14 protein-coding genes and 6 pseudogenes are annotated in these 23,814 nt (G+C 66.6%); 13 read left to right on the top strand and 7 right to left on the bottom strand.

What is annotated here, in order from left to right:
* Positions 1–528 (bottom strand): ATP-binding protein, encoded by a 528-nt coding sequence (locus ACZ56U_RS38685; RefSeq protein ID WP_469088622.1) that lies wholly within the window; start codon positions 526–528, stop codon positions 1–3.
* Positions 525–833: a hypothetical protein gene (locus tag ACZ56U_RS38680; RefSeq protein ID WP_469088621.1), complete on the bottom strand. Its 309-nt coding sequence runs from the start codon at positions 831–833 to the stop codon at positions 525–527. The genes ACZ56U_RS38685 and ACZ56U_RS38680 overlap by 4 nt, the downstream gene beginning before the upstream one ends.
* Before the next feature lie 129 nt (positions 834–962).
* Here ACZ56U_RS38680 and ACZ56U_RS38675 point away from each other — a divergent pair, with 129 nt between their 5' ends.
* The 13 genes and pseudogenes from ACZ56U_RS38675 (at position 963) to ACZ56U_RS38615 (ending at position 12,950) form a co-directional block, all read left to right on the top strand.
* Positions 963–1,736, top strand: coding sequence for a GntR family transcriptional regulator (locus ACZ56U_RS38675; RefSeq protein WP_469088620.1), 774 nt, complete (start codon positions 963–965; stop codon positions 1,734–1,736).
* A 522-nt stretch (positions 1,737–2,258) separates the two neighbouring features.
* Complete coding sequence (locus ACZ56U_RS38670; RefSeq protein WP_469088619.1) at positions 2,259–3,503, top strand: Twin-arginine translocation pathway signal; 1,245 nt, start codon at positions 2,259–2,261, stop codon at positions 3,501–3,503.
* Positions 3,504–3,506: 3 nt separating this feature from the next.
* On the top strand, positions 3,507–3,827 hold the full coding sequence (locus tag ACZ56U_RS38665) for a 4a-hydroxytetrahydrobiopterin dehydratase (protein WP_469088618.1): 321 nt from the start codon (positions 3,507–3,509) through the stop codon (positions 3,825–3,827).
* Between the two features lie 207 nt (positions 3,828–4,034).
* Complete coding sequence (locus tag ACZ56U_RS38660) at positions 4,035–4,169, top strand: hypothetical protein (RefSeq protein ID WP_469088617.1); 135 nt, start codon at positions 4,035–4,037, stop codon at positions 4,167–4,169.
* Between the two features lie 166 nt (positions 4,170–4,335).
* Positions 4,336–4,875: pseudogene (locus ACZ56U_RS38655) on the top strand (GNAT family N-acetyltransferase).
* Between the two features lie 555 nt (positions 4,876–5,430).
* Positions 5,431–5,994: a GNAT family N-acetyltransferase gene (locus ACZ56U_RS38650; protein ID WP_469088616.1), complete on the top strand. Its 564-nt coding sequence runs from the start codon at positions 5,431–5,433 to the stop codon at positions 5,992–5,994.
* 27 nt (positions 5,995–6,021) lie between these two features.
* Positions 6,022–6,195 carry a hypothetical protein gene (locus tag ACZ56U_RS38645; RefSeq protein WP_469088615.1) on the top strand — a complete coding sequence of 58 codons (174 nt, stop codon included), beginning with the start codon at positions 6,022–6,024 and terminating at the stop codon, positions 6,193–6,195.
* A 227-nt stretch (positions 6,196–6,422) separates the two neighbouring features.
* The gene (locus ACZ56U_RS38640; protein WP_469088651.1) at positions 6,423–7,313 is read left to right on the top strand and encodes a radical SAM/SPASM domain-containing protein; all 891 of its coding nucleotides are present in this window, start codon (positions 6,423–6,425) and stop codon (positions 7,311–7,313) included.
* On the top strand, positions 7,310–8,443 hold the full coding sequence (locus tag ACZ56U_RS38635) for a methyltransferase domain-containing protein (protein ID WP_469088614.1): 1,134 nt from the start codon (positions 7,310–7,312) through the stop codon (positions 8,441–8,443). The genes ACZ56U_RS38640 and ACZ56U_RS38635 overlap by 4 nt, the downstream gene beginning before the upstream one ends.
* Positions 8,444–8,611: 168 nt before the next feature.
* A pseudogene (locus ACZ56U_RS38630) lies at positions 8,612–9,298 on the top strand (DUF2637 domain-containing protein); the annotation flags it as partial.
* A 1,640-nt stretch (positions 9,299–10,938) separates the two neighbouring features.
* Positions 10,939–11,165, top strand: a pseudogene (locus ACZ56U_RS38625) (ATP-binding protein); the annotation flags it as partial.
* 62 nt (positions 11,166–11,227) lie between these two features.
* Positions 11,228–11,860: an SMI1/KNR4 family protein gene (locus ACZ56U_RS38620; RefSeq protein ID WP_469088613.1), complete on the top strand. Its 633-nt coding sequence runs from the start codon at positions 11,228–11,230 to the stop codon at positions 11,858–11,860.
* Between the two features lie 289 nt (positions 11,861–12,149).
* Positions 12,150–12,950, top strand: a complete 801-nt coding sequence (locus ACZ56U_RS38615; protein ID WP_469088612.1) for a hypothetical protein — start codon at positions 12,150–12,152, stop codon at positions 12,948–12,950.
* A gap of 779 nt (positions 12,951–13,729) precedes the next feature.
* Here the strand turns inward: ACZ56U_RS38615 and ACZ56U_RS38610 are convergent.
* From ACZ56U_RS38610 to ACZ56U_RS38590, 5 genes and pseudogenes are all read right to left on the bottom strand, one after another.
* Positions 13,730–13,840 (bottom strand): annotated as a pseudogene (locus tag ACZ56U_RS38610) (DNA-binding response regulator); the annotation flags it as partial.
* Between the two features lie 152 nt (positions 13,841–13,992).
* On the bottom strand, positions 13,993–19,908 hold the full coding sequence (locus ACZ56U_RS38605; RefSeq protein WP_469088611.1) for an ATP-binding protein: 5,916 nt from the start codon (positions 19,906–19,908) through the stop codon (positions 13,993–13,995).
* 18 nt (positions 19,909–19,926) lie between these two features.
* Complete coding sequence (locus ACZ56U_RS38600; RefSeq protein ID WP_469088610.1) at positions 19,927–22,092, bottom strand: hypothetical protein; 2,166 nt, start codon at positions 22,090–22,092, stop codon at positions 19,927–19,929.
* 351 nt (positions 22,093–22,443) lie between these two features.
* Positions 22,444–23,710 (bottom strand): annotated as a pseudogene (locus ACZ56U_RS38595) (IS1380 family transposase); the annotation flags it as partial.
* Positions 23,711–23,716: 6 nt separating this feature from the next.
* Positions 23,717–23,814, bottom strand: a pseudogene (locus ACZ56U_RS38590) (IS5/IS1182 family transposase); the annotation flags it as partial.

Raw genomic sequence — 23,814 nt, 5'->3', positions numbered from 1 at the left:
TCAGCGCAGTGAAGCGCGATGCGGCGCCCTGTCTCCGGGGGCGAGCCGGACGCAGGCCCAGACCCGGCTGCCTGACGCGCGGGTGGCCGCATGCCAGCGGGTGGCGAGAGCGTCGACGAGAAGGAGCCCGCGCCCGTCCTCGGCACCCTCACCCGCCACGCGCGCGGCGATGGGGGCGCGGGGGCTGCCCTGGTCGATGACGCTCACCCACACATGCCGTCGCGACAGCATCACGTCGACGGTGATGCGCGGGCCGCGGGCATGCATGACGGCATTGGTGACCAGCTCGCTGGTGATCACGGCGAGAACACCGGTGACGTCCTCGCCGAGCTGCCAGACCTGGCACACGTCGGCCACATGGGCACGGGCAAAGCCCGCCGAGCGCGGGCTGCGCCCCGGCAGGCTCCGGGAGATCGCCCGATATCCCTCGTAGTGGGGGTTCGCCGTGGCGCGCCGGTACAGGGGTGTCGCGGTGGTGAGGGGGCGCCAGGCGAGGGGGCCGGTGCGGGTGCGTGCGGGCGGGATCACGGAGCATCCTCCGGTTCACTGGCTGCGGGCTTGGATCCGGGGTGCTGGTGGACTTCCGCCCACAGCAGCGAGGGGCCGTTGCTGCGGACGTTGTGTCCGAAGCGGTCGGCGTTGGCGGTGAGGAAGTCGAGGATCTCTAACCGGGTGACTTCGCTCAGGGCGGGCGGTAGTTGGGTCCACACCCGGATCTGGCTGTCGGCCTCCTCCATGTGGACCGGGTTTGGTGCGTCGGGTCCGGTGACGGCAGGGTGGGCCGTGCTGAGGAGGGAGGCGATCGCGATTGCCCTGGTCTTCGGCGAGCTCACGGATCCTCCCGTACCCAGTCGGTCACTTACCGTACTTCTAATGCATTAGATTGAACCTGATGCATTAAATTGTCAATCGAGAGCAGAAAAACGGCAGTTGAGCAGCCCCGACCAGTACGGAGTCCGCGCATGGGCCACGACGCACCACCCCCGTACCAGGTCGTCGCAAACGACCTACGCCGCAGACTCAGCGACGGCGAATGGCCCGCCGGCGCCAAACTGCCCTCCCGCGCCCAACTCGCCCGCGAGTACGGAGTGGGCACCAACGTTCTGCAAAAGGCACAGGAACGTCTGATCTCCGAAGGGCTCCTCGAAGGCCGTGCCGGATCGGGCACCTACGCCACTGAGCCCCGCGAACGCCGCCGCATGATCCGATCCCGTCACCGCGAACGCCGCGGCACCAGCCCCTTCCGCGCCGACATGGCCGACCTGGGCCGCACTGCCACCTGGGAAGCCAACAGCCAGGCCCGTGTTCCCGCACTCGACGACATCGCCCACCGCCTCGGCATCGAAGCTGGCGAGCTGTGCGTGCGCACCCACTACGAGTTCCTCGCCGACGGCCAACCCACCCAGCTCTCCACGAGCTGGGAACCCATGACCATCACCGCCGACACGCCCATCCTGCTCCCCGAAATGGGTCCCCTCGCCGGCCAGGGCGTTGTCGAACGCATGCACTCCATCGGGGTGCACATCACCCGCGCCCTCGAAATCCCACGCCCCAGCCGCGCCACCCAGGAACAGGCCAACCTCCTGGGCATCAGCGTTGGTGATCAGGTTCTGATCATCGAACGGACCTACTACGACAACACGGGTCGCCCGGTGGAGACCGCGGACATCGTCGTTCCCGCCAACCGCTGGGAGGTCGCCTACGAGTTCAGCGTCGAGACACCAGTAACACCGTGATGAGCAACCGTGGCTACCGCAATGAGGCGTCAGCACGGCCCCAGTTGCTCGACGCGGTCCCGCACAACAGCTGGTAGGCCGGCCAGCGACGCCGGACATCCGACTCCCGCCGCAGCGGAGAAGTGCGATTTTGCCTGTACGCCGCTCTTGGTACGCCCGCCCGCTGCTGTCTGCGGTCAGCAGGAGCCACATCTTTACGGCGAGCGCGCTGTCCTGGCAGGTGGAGGAGACAGCTTCCGCCCGTGCTGAATCCTGTTGGCGGTTGCTGGAGGCGTGCACGAGCAGGCCCAAATGGGCCTTGATGGGCTCCGCAGCCCGGCGGTTGCCATCGCACGTCATGCTCGCACCCCCAGGGTGAAGCGGTAGAGCAGGCGGCATGGTGCCGTAATCCGTGTACGTCCCGTAATCACATATGGATGATGGATGGGCACTGCGACGAGAGAATAGGTCGTCCCGCGGCCATGCACGGCCACGTGGCGGCCATGTCCGGAATCAGGCGCGATGACACCTCACACTGATGCCATGAGCCGCAATGACGCCCTACGAGCCGCCCGGCTCCGCATCGGCTGGCGGACGATCGAGCAGGCCGCCGCCCGGCTTACTGAGCACGGCCAGGAGCTGCTTGACGACCGACAGTTCACCGTGTCGGCCCGAACGTGGCGGCGGTGGGAAGGCCAGCGTCCGGGCTGGCCGTCAGAGGAGACAGCGATAGTAATTCATGACGCGCTCGGCCAGTGGCCTGAGGACCTGGGGTTCACATCGCCACCAGGATGGATCCGCGCCGAGCACCACGAAGAGGAGCAGGTGAAACGCCGCGTCTTCGTCTCCGTCACTGCTGCCGCGCTTGTTGCTGGACCAGTAGCACCACAGCACGTCGACCCTGCCCTGATTGACTACTTCCAGACGCAATTGGAGGGCCACTACAGGGCAGACATGTTTCTGGGCCCGCACGACCTGATCGGAACCGTCTCGGCGCAGTATCAGCTGATTGACAAGCTGGTGCGTTCCGCCAAAGGAGAGACGCGTCGTGGCCTTCTGCGAGTAGGTGCGGCGTACGCCGCGCTCGTCGGCTGGCTTTACCAGGACGCTGGGGACATGGACGGCGCCAGTTTCTGGCGCGGCGTAACGCAAGAAATCGCCATGCGATCCCGGGATCCGCACCTGATCGGCTACTCCTTGGTGAACCAGGCGCAGGTGCGCACAGACCTCGGCGACGGCCACGCCGTCGTCGACCTGTGCCAGGCAGCACTCGAAGACTCCAGGCGGCTGGTCCCCAAGGTACGCATCATGGCCATGCAACAGCAGGCCCATGGCGAGAGCCTGAACGGTGACCGCGGCGCGGTCGACGCGCTCATCAATCAGGCCGGCCGACTACTGGACCGCGTCGATGACGACCTGCCCTGGGGGAACGCCTGCAGGCGCACGCCTGGATATCTGGAGATTCAACGGGCCACCTGTTACGGGCGCCTTGGTCTCGGCTCAGAGGCGGTCACATTGTGGGACCAGGTTCTGCAGATTGTTCCTGCGACTGCGCGCCGTGACCGCGGCGTGTACCTGGCGCGCCACGCTACAGCAGCTGCTGGCGCAGGCGAGCCGGACCAGGCCCTGGAGCTCGCTCGCAGTATGGCGGACATTGCCGTCGAGACGCGATCAGCCCGCATGCGGAGGGAGTTGGCCACGCTTCAGAGGGCGATGCGCCCGTGGCAGGATGCTCCGGTCGGCCGGAACCTGATGGAGGTGCTGGCGCCTGCGATGGAGGGGATCTGACCTGTGGCTGATGCTCTGGTGCCGCTGACGGAGGACGCGATCCAGGCGGCTTTGCGGGATCTACCGGGCTGGCGGCGTGAGGGAGACGAGATCACGCGTACGTTCGGGATCCGATATCACGGCGGCGTGGCGATGATCGTGCACGTTGCCGATATAGAGCGGCTGATCAGTCATCACGCGGACATCGACTTGCGGTGGGGGAAAGTGCGGTTCTCGATCACCACACACGACGCCGGGCATAAGCTGACCAAGGCAGACTTCGATCTCGCACGACGGATCGACTCCATCGCTCAGGCGCATATGGCCGAGCCGATAGACGACTGACGCCGGGTATAAGTAGGAACTGTGAGGGCCTCCTCCGAGTGGTGGATAGCCTCCCGTTTCGGTGAACCCTCCAGGTCCTCCGAGGGGGTCACGGTCGAGGACGTCGATGAAATGTTTGCGATCTCCGGCAGCCAAGAGGCAACGGAGCACTTGTGCTGCGAGCCCCGCGCCCGCGCACAGGTCTCCGACCTCGAACGAACTGGCTACATGCGCCGCGAACGCGACGGATGGCGCACGCGCTACATCCTCTGCCTGGACGGACCCTCCGCCACCCAGCAGAGGCACACGTCCCCGTTCCAGGAGCTGCTGGACGCCCTCATTTCTCGCGACGGCCATCGCTGAAGCCGCAGCTCACCCCCTACCGCACCGCGGGGTCGCCGAGCCGCACTCGACTACAGCGCGTATTCGACGTGTCGTCGCTGCATTAGAAACAGCTACTGAACGCTCTGTTCCGGCTGGCGCCGTCTTCGACGTACGCCCATGACTGGGCAGACCGGAGGCGAGAAAAATGGAGTCGAGCGTGACAAACGTGATCGACCTACGTCATTACGGACAGGGAGGTCTTCCCGAGGGCTTCAGGCAGATGCTTATCGACGTACACGCTGACGCCTACGCCGATGCGATGGACAACGAATTCAACCAGCGATTTCCATGGTTCGTCGATCACTGGTCCGCAATGCACGGCTTCACCTGCGTCGTAGCCTTCGACGGGGATGAGCCGACCGGCTTCGCGTACGGCGCCCCACTCCAGCCGGGTCGTGAGTGGTGGCGCTCCACAGAATTCGAGCCGAACAACAGGTGCACCGCCACCTACGCCGTCTCGGAAGTCATGGTGCGCCCACGATGGCGAAAAGCAGGGCATTGCAGATCGCCTGCACGAGGCACTACTCAAGGAGCGCAGCGAGGACCTCGCCGTGCTCCTCGTTGACGTGACCCGCCCAAAGGTGCAGCACCTCTACGAGACCTGGGGCTACCAAAAGGTGGGCGAACAGCAACCATTTGCTGACTCCCCACCTGCGCGGTCATGGTCAAGAGACTGCGCCCGTGAACAATCCCGCCCGTCTGTGAAGGAGCGCAGGGGCGGGCCTTTCGCGTCAGACCAGGCGGGAGCCCTCAATGAGAACCTCGTATTGGTGCTCCGGTCAGATGACTGGCCTGCCCCTGCGGCTGCACTTCACTGGCTGGCCGTAAAATTGGATGTAACGATCGGCGAAACAAGTGTGTAATCCTCGATTGTGGGCTCCGAGCAAGCGTTTGGGGGAGGTTGGGGCTCGCTGGTAGCTCTGTGTGCTTCCGGGCACGGGTGAAGCCCGGACCGTCATGATCCGGGCCTCGCCTTTCCAGAAGATCTGTAATCGCTCGGTGCGGAAAAGGGGTGGATGCGCTGCGCACCTGGTCGCAGAGCCGGTGATGTCACGGACGGGAGATCGTGATCCGTGAGACCCGGCCTGCGGGCACTTCGTCGGGTGTTCCGGTCGGGGGGACCTCGATGCGCGCCCGGTGGCCGCGGTGCACCCGGTTCCACCTCTGGTTCTCTGCGACCAGCCGCTCGGCGATTTCCCCGGAAGTCGTGACGCTCTACCGCGTGAGTAGAGTCCGCGTCATGTACCCGGTCAAACGGTCCAGCCAGCGACTCGTCCTCCGAGAGGTCACGGTCGAGGACGTCGACGCAGTGTTTGCGATCTATGGCAGCCAAGAGGCAACGGAGCACTTGTCCTTCGAGCCCCGCACCCGCGCACAGGTCGCCGAGATCGTCGCCAGGTCTGTCGCCTCCGCCGCAGCAGAACCGCGAACCGAGTACGCCCTCATCGTAGTTGAGCGTGCAACCGAGGACCCGATCGGCTTCGGCCGGGTCGCGCTCGACCCACACCAGCAGCGCGGAGCCACCTTCGGCTTCGCGCTGCGCCCGGATGTGTGGGGGAGCGGGTACGGCCTCGAAACCGTGAAGCTGCTCCTCGGCTTCGGGTTCGACGAACTCGGCTTGCATCGAATCTGGGGGGCGAGGTCCCCGCTCAACGCGGCATCGGCAAGGACGATGGCTGCTGCGGGCATGACGGAAGAAGGCACGATTCGGGAGCACATCCTGAAGGCCGGGCAATGGCGGGACTCTGTCGTGCACTCCATGCTCGACAGGGAATGGGCCACCGTCGCGCCCATCTCTGCCTAATCGTTGGTGGCCTTCCCGAAAGTAGCTTTGTGCGACCACCACGCCGCCCTCACCGGTGTGACGATGTGCCTGGCGTGCGATGAGCCGATCGTCGGCGGCGACGAGTCGATGTCGTACGACGTGCTCAGTCCCTCCGGCGGCGCGGCGCTGTCCGGCCGCATCCACACCTGCTGCACTCACATCATCCGGCGCAGCCGATGAGCCCCGCCGCCCCGCCCCGCCCCGCCCTCCAGGCGGGGCCGGCCGATGAGTGCAGGGTCAGGGGCACACCTCGTATGCGCCCGCCCTGCCGCAAGGCCGCAGGCCTGCGGCGGGACGGGTCCCACATCTCCCGCCCCGGGTTCCTGGCAACCCTGGACAGGTCGAGCGCCCGGGGCGGGCCCCATGCTCCAGCCCATCAACCGGAGGCTTCCGTTGACGACGGCGTTATCCCCTCACACCACCGAGCCGGCATTCGCTCGGTCGAACTGGAGCTCACCGGCCGGTGCCAGCTGACATGCGGTCACTGCTGCACCAGCTCCGGACCGAAGGCCTCCGCTGGCGCGATGACCCGCCAGGACTGGCAGCAGCTAATCGCGGACATCGCCGACCTCGCCATCCCTGCCGTGCAGTTCATCGGCGGCGAGCCGACGCTCACGCCCTACCTGCCCCAGTACATCGATCACGCCCTCGCCGTGGGCCTGCGGGTGGAGGTGTACTCCAACCTGACGCATGTGAGGCCGGGCCTGTGGGCTGCGTTGCAGCGGCCCGGCGTGTGCCTGGCCACCAGCTACTACAGCGACCAGGCCGGCCAGCACGAGCAGATCACCCGTGGGCCGGGCAGTTATAGGCGGACCCGCGCCAACATCGCCGAGGCCGTGCGCCGCGGTATCCCCTTGCGCGTGGGCATCGTCGAGGTCCTGGAAGGCCAGCGCGTCGCCCAGGCCCAGGAGGAACTGCGCCTGATGGGGGTGACGGCCATCAAGGTCGACCGGGTCCGCAAGGTGGGCCGCGCGGCCGACCCGCGGATAGCCCTGCCGAGCACGGGCGAGCTGTGCGGGAACTGTTTTCGCCACCGGGTGTCCGTCGACCCCGACGGCCAGGTCTCCGGCTGCATCCTGTCACGGTTCCTGGTCGCCGGGAACGTGCGCGCCCAGCGCCTGGCGACCATCTTGCACAGCGACCGGTGGCGGCAGCTGACCGATGGCGTTCCCCTCCCGCGGGGCGCCTGCACTCCGGATGACTCCGGCGACTGCGACCCAGCCAGCACCGAGGCGTGCAATCCTGCCTACGACGACATCGCGCCCGCCCCCGCTGCTGGCCTCGGAGGGACTGCGTGATTTGGGAAACCGCCGCCGCAGCCCTGGCCGACAGCGTCACACACCGTTCGTCCCGGTGGCGGGGCCCCCTCGCCCGAACGCCGCGCCACCTCTTCGTCCCCAAGTGGTGGGAGAGCGACGACGGACAGTGGACGCTGCGCGAACCGGTCAGCGACCAGGAGTGGCTGAGCGCGGCCTACCGTGACCGCTCGCTCATCACCCGTATCGGACCGCTACACGCCGACCGTGCCAAGGCCGACGAGCATCCCACGGGTAGGCCGACGTCCTCGGCCACCCTGCCCAGCCTGGTGGTCACCATGTTCCAGCACGCCCGGATCGATGACGGCGCAACGCTCCTCGATGTCGGGACGGGAAGCGGCTACGGCACGGCGCTCGCCGCACACCGGCTCGACTCCCAGGCGGTCACGAGCGTGGACATCGACGGCTACCTGGTGCAGGTCGCCCGCGAACGCCTCGATGCGATCGGGCTGCACCCCACCGTCGAAACGGTCGATGCGACCGGCCCGCTGCCCGCCGATGCCGGGCAGTTTGATCGCATCGTGGCCACGGTTGCCGTGCGCAGCATCCCAGCGAGCTGGCTGACCGTCCTCAGCCCCGATGGACGGCTGGTGGCCACCATCGCGGGCACCTCGCTGCTGGTCACCGCGAACAAGGCCGCTGACGGCGGCGCCGTGGGCCGGGTGGAGTGGGACCGGGCCGGGTTCATGCACGCCCGGCACGGCGAGGACTATCCGCCCGCCCTGTCCGCGCTGCTCGCTGCCGCGCACGATCAGGACGGGGAGCAGGTGACGATCGGCCCTTACCCGGTCGTGGACGTGGCGAACGCGTGGGACCTCGATTCCATGCTGGGCATCACCGCGCCGGGCATCGAGCACGCCTACCGCCAGGCGGGGGACCGGCGTACGGCCGTCATGGCGCACGCGGACGGATCGTGGGCCCGCGCCACCGCTACCGGCAGCGAGCGGCCGACCGTCCACCAAGGCGGTCCCCGGCGGCTGTGGGACGTGCTGGACGAGATCCGCGCCTACTGGCTCCAGCACGGTGAACTACCGGTGCGAGGCGCCCGCGTGCGGATCATGCCCGACGGCCGCACCCGACTCGCCCGCGGCACGTGGCACACCACGCTGTGAGCTTGTCCCTTGAGCGGCCCCACTCATCTGCTGCCCCCGTAGTGGTTGAGTGGGGCCTTCCGCATCGCACGGTCGTCGTCCTGCACGGCGCGTAAACCTCTCCCGCCGCCCCGGCTGTGCATGACAGAGTGTCATATGTTCGCTAGTGCGATCGAAGGGGGAGTAGGGGTGGCTGCGCCGTTACAGCTGACACGCACGCACCGGGTACTGATCGGCGTGGTTGTGTGCGGCGCAGTGATCATCGCGGGTATCGGTTTCGCAGGCTCGTACGCGGCCGTTCGTGAGCTGGCGCTTGAGAAGGGCTTCGGGAACTTCAGTTATGTCTTCCCGATCGGAATCGACGCGGGTATCTGTGTCCTGCTGGCCCTGGATCTGTTGCTGACGTGGATCCGTATCCCGTTCCCGATGCTGCGGCAGACGGCGTGGCTGCTGACGGCGGCCACGATCGCCTTCAACGGCGCGGCCGCCTGGCCGGATCCGCTCGGTGTGGGCATGCACGCGGTCATTCCCATCCTGTTCGTGGTCTCCGTCGAGGCCGCCCGCCATGCGATCGGCCGGATCGCCGACATCACCGCCGACAAGCACATGGAGGGCGTCCGCCTCACCCGCTGGCTGCTCTCCCCGCTGCCCACGTTCCTGCTGTGGCGCCGCATGAAGCTGTGGGAACTGCGTTCCTACGAGCAGGTCATCAAGCTGGAGCAGGAGCGGCTGGTCTACCAGGCCAGTCTCCGTTCCCGGTTCGGCCGCGCCTGGCGCCGCAAAGCGCCTGTCGAGGCGCTGATGCCCTTGCGGTTGGCGCGCTACGGGGTCCCGCTCGCCGAGACGGCGCCTGCCGGTCTCGCTGCCGCCGGCATCGTGGAGCCGCCGATCGACTTCACCTTCGTTGTCCACCGGGCACCCGCCCCAATACCCGCTGAGGATCCCGAACTCGAGCCCGCGCCAGACGCCGAGGGGGAACCGGCCGAGCTGAGCGGTGAGGCACCACGGACCACAGATCAAGCCCCGCTCATGGGGGCGGGACAGGCTCCTGAGGTAGTGCAGACGGACGAGGCCGAGGGGTTCGCCGCTGCCTATCAGGCCTGGGTCGCGAACTTCCAGACCGCGCCCACGGCCACCCAGTTCGCGTACTGGCTCCAGGACCACGGCATCAGCACCGCCGCTGGCGGGCTTCTCACCGACGCTCAACTGCAGCCCTTGCTCCAAGTCCTCAAGCAGCGCTACGGCCCGACACCCCAGGCCGCCGCGGAGCAGCAGGCGGACGACGAACCGTCCTGGCACGACTACTTCTACACCTCCTGGCTTGCGTATGCGCAGGAACGCGGCGCATACCCCGAGGCCGCTGCCCTCGCCTCCTACGTCTACGAACGGGACCAGATCGACGGCCCCGGTGGCCGCCCTCTCGCGGGCGCAGATCTGGAGCCCTTCGTTGAGGACTTCCAGCAGCGCGAGTTCACCGAGACGGACCCGCACACCGGAGGCCCAACCAACGACTCCCGTATGCAGCAACGCGATGACCTTGCGTCGGACGACGAAGAGACGACCGAGTCCGCTTCCGTCGGTGCAGGTGCACAGGCGGCCAAGGACCAGCGAGGCCCTCGGGTCAGCGCCGCTATCGATGAACCGGCGCCCCACGAGGACCCGTCAACCCAAGAGGTCGTTGGGCTCACCACCGTTGACCGCTACTACCTGGCGTGGGCGGAGCACCAGGCGCAGCGCAGTGAAGAACCTTCGTCCTCGACGTCGGAGGCTGAGGAGCTGTCTGCCTATCTTGCCGATGAGAAGGGGATGCGCGGCCGCGGCGGTAAGTCGGTCAGCGCCAGCAACCTGCGCCGCTACCTGCTGCCGTTCCGGATCTACCACCTGTGGGCCGAGGAACGGGTGCGCAGCGCGACACCCTCTCTGGATGCCGTTGCGCAGGAGTGCGCTGCGCAGGGGATCACTGCGCAGCACAACCGGCCCATCACCACCACCTACATCGCCGACCAGGTCGACGACTTCGAACGGCGCTGGCAGGCCCTCACCCGCCACGATGCGCAGACACGGCAGTAGCACAAGCCGGGAGCGGAGGCGGAGGTCGACTTCGGCGACTTGATGGTGCGGCTGGCCGGCGAGCTGGTGACGTGCTACTTGTTCGCATTCAGGCTGTCCTGCCCGGGGTAAGGCCGTTCACTGGATCTTCGCCTCGGCAGATCAGGAGGCGTTCGTCGGGGGCCACGTCCAGGCTCTCAATGTGCTGGCGGAGTGCCGACCGGGAAGGTCCGGTATGACAACCTTAGGGCGGCGGTCGCCCAATGCTGGGCTTCTCCCGGCATCGCGTCGAGGCCGAGCGCTGGACCGCGTTCCGCTCCCACTACGGCCTGGAAGCTCTCTACTGCCAGCCCGGAATTCGCGGCGCCCAGGAGAAGGGCGGTGTCGAGGGCCAAATCGGCTGGTTGCGCCGCAACCACCTCGCCCCGGTGCCCGAGGTCGCGACGCTCGCCGAACTCAATGCAGTGATCGACCGCTGCGGCGCTGAACTCCTCTTCCACCTGACCGACCGCGAGGAGAAGAACAGCGTCGTTCGTTGCCATCGTCTCCAAGGACCAGGACCTTCACCGACCCCCGCCTCTGCGCGACCATCGTCGACCGCCTCACCTTCGGCGGCAACATCATCGAGACCGGCACCGACTCCTACCGACTCGCCACCACCAGCGCCCGCGCCGAACAGCAGGCCACCGGCTGACCTCGATTCATCGGGGCAGGGCCCCGATCCGTCGTCTCGCAAGCGTGGGGCAGGATGGCACTATGGCAGAGCAGATCTTGCCCCCGTCGGAATCCTGGAGTCGGATCGACGCCTGGCTGGCGACACACGCGGCGTCCGATTTCGCATTGCTCAATCCCCCTGCGGCATGGGACGACATCCAGCAGGCGGAGCGGCTTCTCGGCACCCCGCTGCCCGGTGACCTTGCTGAGTCTCTGCAATGCCATGACGGGGTGAGCGCTTGGGCTACCTTCCTGCCGGAGCAGTCACCGCTCACGGTGAGCGGCATCGTGGACCATTGGCAGACCTACATGGATGTCGCGGCGGAGAACGACGGGCTGACCTGTCGGCCATGGGACGACGAGCCGTGGTGGCACCCTCTCTGGATTCCCTGGGCCGAGAGCGGCGATGGCGGGGCACAGGTGATCGATCAACGTCCTGGCCCGGACGTGGGCCGCCTCGGTTGGGCAGGCCACAGTGGTGGCGGCGACTTCACCGATTCCTGGCCCGATCTTGCGAGCCTTCTCCACGCGGTCGCCCATGTGCTCCACGAAGGCGGTGACGTGCGCGGACTGCATCCCTACCTCACCGCCAAAGGCGAGCTTTGGTGGGACGACGCTGACTGCGAGGAACTCAACGGTCAACCGCTTAGGGCAGCACCCATCGGACTGCCCTAACTATCAGCCTCGCAGATCTGCCGCCGAGCCGACACGGGGACAGTCGACCGCTACCGGCTGCCGGGCGAAGGTCCCGGACCGGGAGGCCCGGTCTGTCAGAGTCGATTTCTGGGGTGGACGGGCCCTGTACCGGGTCAGCTGACCGGTGTGCAGCCGGGACTCAAGCACACCACGGCCATCAACGCCCTGTTCGTCGGCTGGAACTGCGAGATGCGGGGAATATCCCATGTCTGTAACGTAGTTGACGTTCTCAATCGCTCTCACCGGCAGGAGCGCCTAGTCTTCCCCTATGGCAGGTGAAGAACCCCCTGATCCACTCCCTGATGGGCACTACGACGTGCGCAAAGGGGCTGCTGCCTACGCGCCGATTGTTGGCGCGTTCGGGGCCCTTGCCATCCCCACGGTCATGGTCCTCTTCACCTCGCCGAATCCAGGCGATAAAACACTCGTCACCTTGGCGACGGGGCTGCTCGTGATCGCCACGATGGCCAGTCTCACGGGATCGATCGGCTTGGCGGCTATAGGCGCGGAACAGCATGAAACCGCAAACCTGCCAGCAGCAGTGATGTACATAGCCGTGGCCGTGGTCGTGTCGATCGTCTCCGTTCTCGGTGCCTTCGAAGTCCTTGCGGCGATCTATGTGCCCGAATCCCGACTGCTCTTTTCCCTGATCACTGGAGCAGGCGGAATCGTGGGCGCATACTTCACGTCATTTGCGGTGGGGGACAGTTGGCGCACAGGTCCCACAGACCACGCCGTGCGTACTCCCTGGTTGGCCAATCAATGGATCAAGACACCCGAGGATGCCTACCGGCAGGCTTACCGGCTGGCCATGTTGGGGGCGATTCCCCCCGTGCCTGCCATGGTTCTTCGAGTCTTCGAAGTTCACTTCAAGCCGACCGCGCTGAATGTCAACATCGTGGTCGGGGCTGGACTCCTCCTGGCCATGGCGTGCATCTTCCTGGGAGTTCAGCGAACCGCGCACGCATTCCGGAACGATCAGCAGAAAGCGATCCGGTGGCCCGAGGCGTATGGCACCACCGTGGCTGTGAGCCTTTACACGGCCGTCTTACTCCTCTTCCTGCCGTGAAATAGAGGGGGAGAACCGGGTCACACGCAGCACAGCTGCCCTGCGGATACTGAACCGACGCGGTCCCGCGCGATGAGCGGTCTTGAGGACCGTGACGTCCTTCGTCCACGTCTGACTGCCCCCCAGCATTTCAACTCGAAGTGGTGTGCTTCGTGGACGAGTTCCACGTGCCGGGCCCCGTCTGTTGGCGGCATCGGTGACCGCGATGACGGTGGCGCTGGGGCGCCTCTAAAATGCTTCTGGGCTATGGCGACGTGGCACCGGCCGGGCAGGGCCCGACGTCCAGGCAGTTGCGGCACTCCAGTAGCTGATCGTTTCAGAATGAGGCTTGGAGTCGCCTCAAGCAGATGATGTTGCCAGGGGAGTTGGAGCACTGCGAGGTGAGGTCGTCGCGTATCGCGTGGCAAATCCGGAGTCGTTTGAACTGGTGGAGCCAGGCGAAGGTCCGCTCGACGATTCAGCGGTCTTTCCCAGTCCGGAGCCGTGCGCGGTGCCCTTGCCCCGCGCTTGGCCACCGGTTCCGCTGCCATCCGGAAGCCCCCCCGCACGCACACGACCACGGACAACTCGACCGTAGTGCAGGCCAGTTCGGTCCATTCGGCGCGCTCGCAACTGCCTGCATGTGACAGCGAGTCACCAGCTCACCTGTGCACGCGACTTCGGAAACTGACGGTTGATCATGTTCGACGGCGGCCGTTTCCGAGCCTAGCGCCGGCCAAGGTCGTCACCTCATGTGACACCAAACTGGCTGGTCCGTGCTTGATCTCCAAATTGCCAGGCTATAGGCAGGGGTTGGCGGTGTCAGCGGACTCGCCCGGTGAGACGAGTCCTGTCTCGTAGGCGAGGACGACGGCTTGGGCCCGGTCGCGCAGGGTCAGCTTGGCGAAGATCGCAGTGGACTCGCCGGGGCCAGACGTCGGCGCCATCGACATCACCATCGCCCGCCCCGGCAAGTGATCTGCCGGGACGGCCACCTCAGCGCATGCAGGCCGCTCAGCGGCGGTCCCATTCACGACCAAGATCACGATCTACAGCTGCAGTATTAGCGTGGTCCATGCGCACGCCAGGCAGTAGCGATAGTTTCCTCCAGCGCGGAGTCGTCGGTGCCGGGTGTCTCGGTCAGGGCTGACAGGTGGCGCAGGGTGGCCAGAGCATCAGCGGCGTCGGGGTGTTCCGAAGTGAGGAGGTCGACGAGGTCGTCTTCGGACAAGGGCTCGTCGAGTTCGGACAAATCGTGCAGGATGCCCTGCAAGGCCGGACCAGTGAGGGCGGCTGCTTCCAGAAGTTGGTTGGCACCGGCGGGTGTGGCGAGGGCGTCGTGCAGGGTGCGGCAGATGTCCGGTGCGCTGTGCCTCGTGGCGGCCAGCTCGGCGGCTTGATTGAGCAGCATTGGCCAACCACCGGTCGTGGCGAAAAGACGGCGACGGTCTTCCGGGGCGTTGAAGGCGGTCAGGACGTCGGTGGGGGTAACCCAACTGCGAATGCCGTCGGTGGTGGCGCGCTGCAGGGGGACAAGAATGTCCTCTTCCGCGTATCGGGACAGGACCTCTAGGTGTTCGCGATTCCCGGCGTCAATGAGGGCGATGACGCAGCGGGTAACACCAGAGGAGGGTTGGCGTGTGATGGCTTCGCGCAGAGCGGTATCGACGGCGTCGGGCTTGAAGCCTCGCATGTCACTGACGATCAGCCGGTGAGGGCCGCGAGCCTTGCCTGCGAGTAGCGCCTGGCGGTAGGCGTTGAGTGAGGCCGGTTGAATCAGGGGTGCCAGCTCGCTGGGGGTGCGTTGTTGCTGGTCGGCCAACGCGGTGGTGACGTCATCGAGGCAGGTGGCGTCGGTGCCGAGTACGATGCGCAGCGCGTTATTGCGGCGTACCAGACCTGCGATCTGCTGTTCCGTCAGGGGACTGATACGGGCGCCGGGAAGCGGACGCCGCGCCTGGCTGATGGACAGACGGGTGGAGGTGTCGTTGGGGTCGTGAGCATGCAGTTCTTCCTCAATGGCGTCTGGGGTACCCAAAAGCCGCAGGACGTTGGAGGAGCGTAGGCGCCAGCCGTCACGTTCGCCGGCCAGGATACCCAGGCCCACCATCTCTTCCAGCAGGACACGGAACTCGTCGGCCGTGTGGTGGGTGAAGCTCTCGGGCCACCATTCGGCGCATTGCTGGCGCAGGGCGCGCGTGGTCATGCTGTGTTCGACGCCGTTTGTGTGGGCGTTGTGTGCGATGAGCAGTGCGATGACCTTGTAGCGGGGGTCGAGGTTGAGGTTGAGCCGTACGGTGTCGCGGATACGACGTCGCAGGTCCGGGGAGCCGATTACGCGTTCGAGGATGTCGTTGTCGATGGTCCAGGGTGGTCCGCCGGGTGTGCGGCTGGCCAGTGCTTCGCTGACGAGGGCCTCGCCGGCGACCTGCAGGAGTTTTGGGTGGTAGTTGCAGTAAGCCAGCAGGCGGTGGATGAGGCTGTCGTGCGCGAAGTTGATGCCCAGGACTTCGGCGGGCTCCTGCAGCAGGCGGTAGGCAGGGCCGGGGGAGAGGGGGCCGATGCCCAGGGCTCTGCCGAAGTGCGCCTCAGCGAGGGGTTGGTTGGGTAGGCCGGCGAACCGCTGGACCTGGTGCAGGCCGGCGAAGACGGGTTTGAAGCGGCGTTCCGTCGCGCTCATCAGGTCCCGTAGGCGGGTGGTCTGGGGGAAGCCGGCGTCGGCTTCGGCGTCGAAGAAGGAGTCGCACTCGTCGAGTAAGAGCAGCAGCCGTCGGGTCCGGTCTTGATCGAGCCAGGCCGTGACGGCGTCCCGGACACGCCTAAACGCAGTGGAGGCGCGTCGGCCGGGGGCCAGGCCAATCCCTTCCCGACCCAGCTCGGTGGAGATCATGTCCCAGATTTCCTCTGTGCCTGAAGCCAGGCTGCTGGGCAACGGTAGGTAGAGCGCGATATGACCTTCGGTGAGGGCGTGGCGGCGACCAGCGGCCCGTAGGAGGGCCGATTTTCCCAGCCTGCGCCCGCCGTACAAGAGACTGACACCGTGCTGGTCAGTGACGGCGGACAGTTCCTCGGCGCGACCGTAGAACATCTCCTCCGGCACGGCTTCGTTGGCGTCGGGGGTGTAGGGATTGATGGCGCTGAATGGGGCCAGGATGCGTTCAGTCAAGGTGAACTGGCCGCTGCCGCGGGAGGCCAGGTAGGCCAGAGCAGCAGCGTCCAGTACCAGGACGGGTTTGGCGGGATGTTCGGCGCACGCGGCGGCCAGGGTTCTGCGTTGAGTGGGAGACATTGTGCCGATGAAGGCGATCATGACGGGGATGGAACTGGGATCTTGCTGGACCCAGGCGAGGAGCTTGGCTGCATCGGTGACCTCGGATGTCATCAGTAGCCGCAGCCGGCCGTCCGCCTGCGTACCGAACGCCGGCAGGCGAACCTTGCCGATCAGCGTCACGTCGCGAAGGTCGACCCACCGGCGCAGGTTTGAGGCGACCGGCAGACCGGGATCGGCCTCGCGCTCATATTCGATGCCGGCCAGACGCAGTGCCGGGCTCAATACGTAGGTGTTGGTGCGGACTTGGGCCCACCGGGTGGCAACGTGGTGCCAGGCAGTCAGTGCGGCCACGGCGATTTTGCGATCCCCGGGGGACAGGGGGCCGAAGTCCAAAGGGCCTAGGGTGGTGCCGTTCTCGACGGCGGTGATCACCGCGGGGGTGATGCCGTCGGCCAGGGCTTGTGGGACCGCAGGGAAAAAGGCGTCGAAGTCGGCCAGCGCGGCGTGCTGCGCACGCGGCGGTGTGTTCCCCTCACGGGCTGCCAGCAAGTACTCTTCGGCCGTCGCGAGGTCACCCTCGACGATCAGCTGTCGCACAGCGTCGGTCAGTTGGGTAGGCGCGTCAGCCTCGTTGAGCTCCACCGTGGCCCGCTCCTGGAGGGACCGAGCGGCCTCGGCACCCAGAACGGTGAGTTCCTCGCGAATGGCCTCACACTCGCGGCGGACAGCACCGAGAGCATCGCCGGCCAGCGCGCTGTGCGCGGCTTCCATCCGGGCGCTGATCCGGGCGCGCCCGGGCTCGGGCACCCGGCCCAGCCGGGTAGCGGTGTCGATATCGCGGGTCAGTTCGCCGTGCAGGGTTCTGATCGCGCTGCCACTATGGGCACGGCGGGTGTGCAATGTGGCACGCAGTTCGTCTGTGAGTGTGGGGGAAGTAGTGTCCGCTTGCTCCAATGCGTCCAGAGCGATCCGGGCGATGGCGTAGTTCTCCCGGTCGATACTCGAGCGCACCGCCTGGGCCCAGTCGGCGCGGTCGGCAGCTGCGACGTCGTCCAGTGTCGGGGTACGGGAGGGGACCAAACGGGAGTTGAGCTCCAAGTTGGGGGCCCTCAGCAGGTCACTGTTCAGGACGGTGGACGGTTCAGGCTCGGTGCCGGTGAGAGTTCCACCAGCCAGAAGTCGAACCGTTGTTTCAAGGCTGGCCAAGCAGCTCCGTGCAGCGGCCGCGGTGAGGGACTTTGGGTCGGTCTCGGTCAGGGCGGTCAGTTCACCGGTCATGCGTTGGTGGTGCGGCTGGATTGCCTCGTGCAGGAACGAGAGAGGGTCGGTTGCACGGGGTTGGGCCTGGGCGATGAGCACTAGCCACTGTTGGACTATGTCGAGGGAGTTGGCGGCGTACTGCAGGATTCGCGAGCGGGCAGCGTTCTTGAGTTTGCGGGATGTGCCTCGGGCTGCTTTGTCGTCAGCGTCCATGAAGGTGGACAATGCCCCGGGTGCCCCCAGGTCCCGCAACTGCTGTCGGGTGCTGGTTGCCAGGTCCCGTCGGTCATCGGCGACTGTGTGCAGCAGGGCGCCGATCCTGCCGTCGGATGCCCACCACTGTTCGGCGAATTGCTTTGCCCGCGGGTTGCTGAGGTTGGGGCCGGTGCGCAGTTCGGCGCGGGCGGTGTCGCAGATGACGGCGAGGTCGTCACCAGTCTCGGGGCGGGCGGCCAGGACGTTGAGAGTGGTTCGTCCAGACAACTGTCCCCGGGCGGACGCATGACCGATCGCGGTAGCGACCGCGCTGGTTCCGGGCAGGTTGTGCCACTGCGCAGCGATCTTCAAGGCGAGTTCGCCACTGTCGGGATCTCCTGCGAGCAGACCGGACCGGACGGCGGCGGCCAACACGATCAGCTGATCGGCCAAGGAGTCCGGCACCCCGTGTTGCAGCTGATCGGTCACCGCCGCACGTAGTTCATGGGCACAGGCGCCGGTGTCCGAGCGCATGGCCTCGGCCAGGGCCAGGGAGCGAAGCGCCGAGGCGGTGGTGAAGTGGCCGAGAGCGTTAGCGGCGTGGTGAGCCAGAGCTAGCTGGCCTCGCGCGGTCAGATCGGCAAGGAGGGGAGAGGCAGCAGGAGTAGGAGGACTAGCAGCTGTATCTGGCTCTGTAACTGCAGGTTCTGCCGTGGTCTGGGCCGCTGGTTGCACTGGTGTGCATTCCCCGACGGTCACCGTGCGGTCCGCCGACGCTGCCGCTGAGGGCTTGGACGAAGCAGCCGCCAGAGCTCCTGGCTCGACGTCGAACCCATGACGGGGGATTGGGATCAGCGATGCATCAGCGTCTGGGGACTCCGAGTTGTCGCTGGGCGGGATGTCACCTGGTTCCTGGAGGGGCGGGAGTTCGACTGAAGCCGATCCTTGTGGTGCCGGTTCGTGCACGCCTCCTGGATCGTTCCCGTTTGTCGGGTCGGCGCTGGTGGGAATAGACGGAACGACGGCCTTGCCGCGCAGTATCAAGGTCAACACAGGCGCGATGGCCGGGGGCAGTGTCTGACGCAGTCGTTCGGTCAATGCGTCGGCACCATCGTCATCGTCCGACTCCACCGCGTACGACAGTCCCGCGACCGTGGCCAGACCTTCAGCTTCCTGAACCTGTTGAGGCGTCCACTTGCCTACGGTCAACAACGACTCTGCGGTTGTACGAAGTTTTGCGATGGCTGGGTGCCCCACTGGGCCGGTCGCCGCTGCGACGCGCTGCAGGACTGCCCGTAGTGCGTGATCCTGGTCAGCCGCAGCTCCCAGTGTCTCCAGCGCATCCAGCAGGCCCGGAAGGTCCTGCTCCGGATACGGTCCGGGCTCGCGTAGTGCCAGCGCTACTGCCGCGTGCACCTCATCGACAACCTGCCCTACCTGTCCGACAGGTTGTAGCAGCTCAGGGGGCACCACTCTGCCTGATATCAGCAAGGTCGCAGCCTCGGATACGACTTGCGCGGCCGACGCAAAGGCATCACGCAATCGATCGGCCTGGGTCGTACAGGCTGCTGCGGTACTCAGATCGATGGTGCTGACAGATTCATCCGGTACCGCGGGTTCCTTGCCATCGACCGGCGGCTCCACCGGACGAGGGACTGGTTCGGACGGCGTGCTGTCGATCGGACGGCTTCGATGGGCTTCCTCGAATGCCTGACAGGCCCGCACAATGGCGTCGGCATCCTCGGCAGGCCACGACGACAGGGGATGGTCGCGCAGCACCAAGTGCAGCAATGGGACCGCAAGATGTGTGAACCTCCACTGCACCAGGCCGGTAAGCAGCAGTACGGTCCGGTCCGGAGCCAGCTCTTCCAATCTGGAGAGGCCTTGGTCAGACCCCTGTTCCAACCAGGTGGACAGCCCGTCCCGCATACCGTCGAGCGTGGGCTGAGTGAGCGTGCCGATGGTCTGTGTCTGCTGAGCCCCATCGCTGCGCCGCAACGCTCCCAGCGCCTGCCGCACCGCGTGGATGCTCGGTTGCCCGACCGATGGAGTGCGCAACTCCTGCAGAACCGCAGTGCGGCTCTTACGGCTGAGTCGTTCCAGCATTGAGGAGAGCTGTTCCTCGGTGACCAGTGCCAGCACATCCCCGACGGGGTTAGGCAGTTCTGCGACGGCCTGCTCTAGGGCCAAGTATTGGGTGCGTTGCGGCTCAGGAAGGGTGTGATGCGGGGTACGCGGCGTGCGGCGTGCCACAGGATTCCTTTCAGTAGTTCAGCGCTGCAGATGCTGGTGCCACGCAGGGGCCTGTCCCTCGCCCCTGCGATGGCCGCGTACAAATGTGTGTCCCTCGGGCAGCTCGGTGTCAGCTTCAGGGCCGTCGACCTCGATACGCCACTGGGCATATCGCGCACGTGCAGCGGGGGTGGCGTTGTGCCCGTCCGGCAGCCTCCGTTCCCAGGGGCGCCGCCAGTGCCGTATTTGCCGCACGGCCGTATCGGCGCCCAAGGCGATTCGCTGTGCCTCCCGGGCCTCTTCGGTGTTGGGCCACCAGGTGAACACCTCCGGCAGCACGCCGTCGTAAGCGACGATCGTGCGGGTAAGGAGACCAGCCACCGCCATGTCCTCGCAGGTGTGGATCACCGTCCACAACAAGGGCGGCGTGACGACATCTGGGCCGAACATTGCCGCACTCAACTGCTGGCCGTCCAACGACCGGGAGCGGGCCGTACCGATCCTTCCATCACGCAACAATGCCGCCACGATCAGTACCTCCAGTGCCGTCACCGGCGGCCGATGCCCCCCACCGGTCGGCCGCTGCGTCGACGATCCGGGACCCAACGGCGGGGGCGGGATATCCAGCAGCCCCCACGCCTCGGCCAGCAGTGCCGGGTCGAAGCACCAGGCCAGGAGAGCGTCTCCCAGCCGCACGGGATCCGGTAGGAGCGTCGTGGTGACTATCAACTGCCGGCCGGAGCGTGCAGCAGCCACTGTGACTTTGATGCCGGGGTAGAAGGTATCCGGCCATTTCACGGATACCAGCCCACCGGGCCCTCGTTGCGTATGTTGTTGTCGGGCAAGATCACGATCCAACAGTTGGCCGCTGTGATGTACCTCCAGCATCAAAGGCCCCTTGCCCAACAGCGACGGCACCGCATCCGGCAACGGCAGTCGCCCGGCCGACAGGTCCGCCTCTGATAGAGCCACCGAAACCACCAGCAGTGCTTCGTCCAGATGCTCCACGTACACCACAGAGTCGGTCTGCCTAGGGCTGGAGCTGCCCGTGCGTTTGGCAGCACCAGATAGGAGATGCTCCAGATGCCCCAGGCCGGCTGGCGTCAACGGGTCGCAGTCCGCCAACACCTCGTCGACCGGCAGCGTTTGAGCCCGCCAGATGCCGCCCTGCTGCCAACTGTCATCGATCCGCAAGTCTACGTTGCGGCGCAGACCGCCTGCGGTGGCCTGGAAGGCCAGCGCAAGGTTGGCATCAACCACTGCCGACGCCGCCGCGGTGAGCTCCAACGCGTGCTCATCACCTACTTCGCGTTCCCAGCCAGCCAGCACCGGCCATACCGCGGTGTAGCGTGGCGAACCTCCCGGGGCCGGTCGTGTGAACCGATCCACCATCTCTGCTGCCACCGGACCGGACGCGAACTGTTGGTGCCGGTCCACAGGCTGCGCATACAGGTCCCATACAGCCAACCCCGGAGCCTGGCGCAACAACTCCTCCAAGGTTCTGAAGCACTCCTGCAGAGCACGCTCCGCCGCCACGGTGTCCGTAGAATCCTGGAGTAACGGGCCCAGGGCTCCCGCCGCCAGCAACCCCTGTCCCGGGCCCACGAGGAACTGCCGGTACAGCCCGCTGTGGTCCCGCCCCGACATCAGACCGCTCGTGTCGGCAGTCCCCACCAAGTGGCCCCACCGGTCCACTACCCCAGCAGGGGACCTACGAATTCGGGCAAGTTCCTTGTGCTCAGCGGACGTCAACGCTCCAAGAGCGTCCCAGTCAATTACCGCACGCGCGTGCGCGACCTCCGACCCACCCGAGAACGGCGCTCCCGACAGCGCGCCCGGAGTCCATCCGTCTTCCTCGACATCAGGCGAGGCACCGAACGAAGCGCAGACCTCTCCCCACAATGAGTGCGCTCCACGCTCTATTCGCACAAATGAACCCACCGGTGGCAGCGGATTCCGGATATCGGAGCCCAGGAGAGTGAACGCCTCCGGGTCAAGGATGCCTGTGCTGTAGGCGCCAGCCTCAAGGTCATATCCGAAGTAGACGGCGTTGAAAGCGGTGCACACGTGTAAAGGCCCACGCCGCACCTGCGCCACGTCTTCGAGGAAGGCGATCAACTCCTCCTTCACCTCACCTGGCAGCGCGTCGCAGCCCAGCGTCAGCTCATGGAAGAATAACGGCGCACTCGCCGCTGGCAGCCCCATCACCGGTGGCTCCGTATCCGGCACACGGCTGCGACCCAGCGACGACCACGGATCGCAGTACAGGTGATTGGCAACATCACGTCCCCCCCGGCGCCTTCTGTCCCCTACTGATTTTTAGCGCACTACTCGGACATCCACCCCCCACTTGGTGCTCTTTCCTGTAAAAACGTGGCCGCGCTGCCCACCTAGCCTCGATCTTGCATGACGGTCCGCCGACGGAGTCGGTGGACCGTTTCGCTTTCTATGGTTGATGGCGGGCACGCTGGCGGCCCGAGTGTCGCGTCGGGTGGGCGCCGGGTTCCACTGCTCCGGTCTGTGCTGGCTTCCTCGTAGGGGCGGGAAGGCTGCTGGTCAGCCGGGGTTCGGCAGGAGTGCAAGACGTTCGAGGGCGCCTGTGACCTCGCCGGTCCAGGGCCAGTGGCGGGCGAGGCGGAGGATCCGTCGGCGCCCGGTGGTCACGAGCTGTCCGGCCGCGGTGAACAGGCGGAGCCGTAGTCGGCGGGGTTCCCAGAGACGGGCCTTGCCGGTCAGGGCGAGCATGGGCATCCAGGCCAACAGGTCGAGAGCGATCTGGACGATCTCCAGCCAGATCCGGTTCTGGGCGGTGTGGTGCAGGGGCAGGTTGCGCAGGCCGGTGGTCCGGGCGGCGCGGATGCGGTCCTCGGCCCGGGCCCGCAGCCGGTGACGGAGCTCGAGTGCGGCGATCGGCCGGCCCGAGGTGTTGGTGGCGAAACAGGTCAGCCGCATGCCGTCCGCATCCGTGAGCCCCAACTGGGCCCCGGGGTGCGGCCGTTCCTTCCTGACGATCAGCCGTATGCCCTTGGGCCAGCCGTCCAGAACGTCGCCGGTGAGTTCGGCGACCCAGGCGCCGTCGCGGATCTCGCCGTCCGCCTCGACGGCCGCCGTCCAGGCTGATGCTGGAACCTTCAGCACCTGCTGGTGGATCGCCTCGGTGATCACCATGCCGACCGAGTAGGACAGCCACCGTCCCCGCCGGGTGAGCCAGGCGACGAAGTCGTGGGTGCCGCCCCGCGGAGTCGGTGCGGATCAGGGTCCGGCGGCCGCGTCGGTACTTCTTCGGCAGTTGGGCCAGGGCCAGTTGGGCGGCGGTGATGTGGTCGGCGGCCGTGTTCGAGCCCGCGTTTCCCGGCCTGAGCAGGGCCGCGACCGGTTCACCCGTGCCGCCCGGTCCGTGGTCGACGAACCCCATCAGCGGGTGGTGGCCGTAGGTTCGCTTCCACGTGGGTGCGGCGTCCTCCTTGTCCGAGTGCGCGATCACCAGCACCCCGTCGAGGTCGACGGTCACCGTCCCGCCCGCATCAGGCGCTTCCCGGTCGGCCAACCGCCAGACGTGTCGGCGAACTTCAGCCCGCGCGGCACGGATGGCCCGCAGGGCTTTCTCTCCGGAGGCTGCGAGGGTGTCGATGAGGCGGGAGACCGTCGGATCGGAGACCACCGGCCCAAACACGGCGGGCTCGGCCCGCAGCATGGCGACATCCGCGAGGCAGTCCCCGCCCAGCGCGACCGCCAGGGCCACGTCCAGCAGGATCTTGCCCGGATCGTGCACCGCCCGCGCCTTCCGCCACGGCGTCAGCGCCGCTGATATCGCGGTGTCTAAGAGGTCCTAACAAAGGCGTTGGACGTGGCGGTGTGTGATGAGGCAGGTGGCGAGGCCGAGGAAGGCTTCGTGGATGTCGTCTCGTCTTTCCCAGCGGATCCGCA

It is taken from the genome of Streptomyces sp. NPDC034103 (assembly GCF_055575395.1).
The sequence above is the reverse complement of the archived record's forward strand: the minus strand, read 5'-3'. Positions and strand labels throughout refer to the sequence as shown.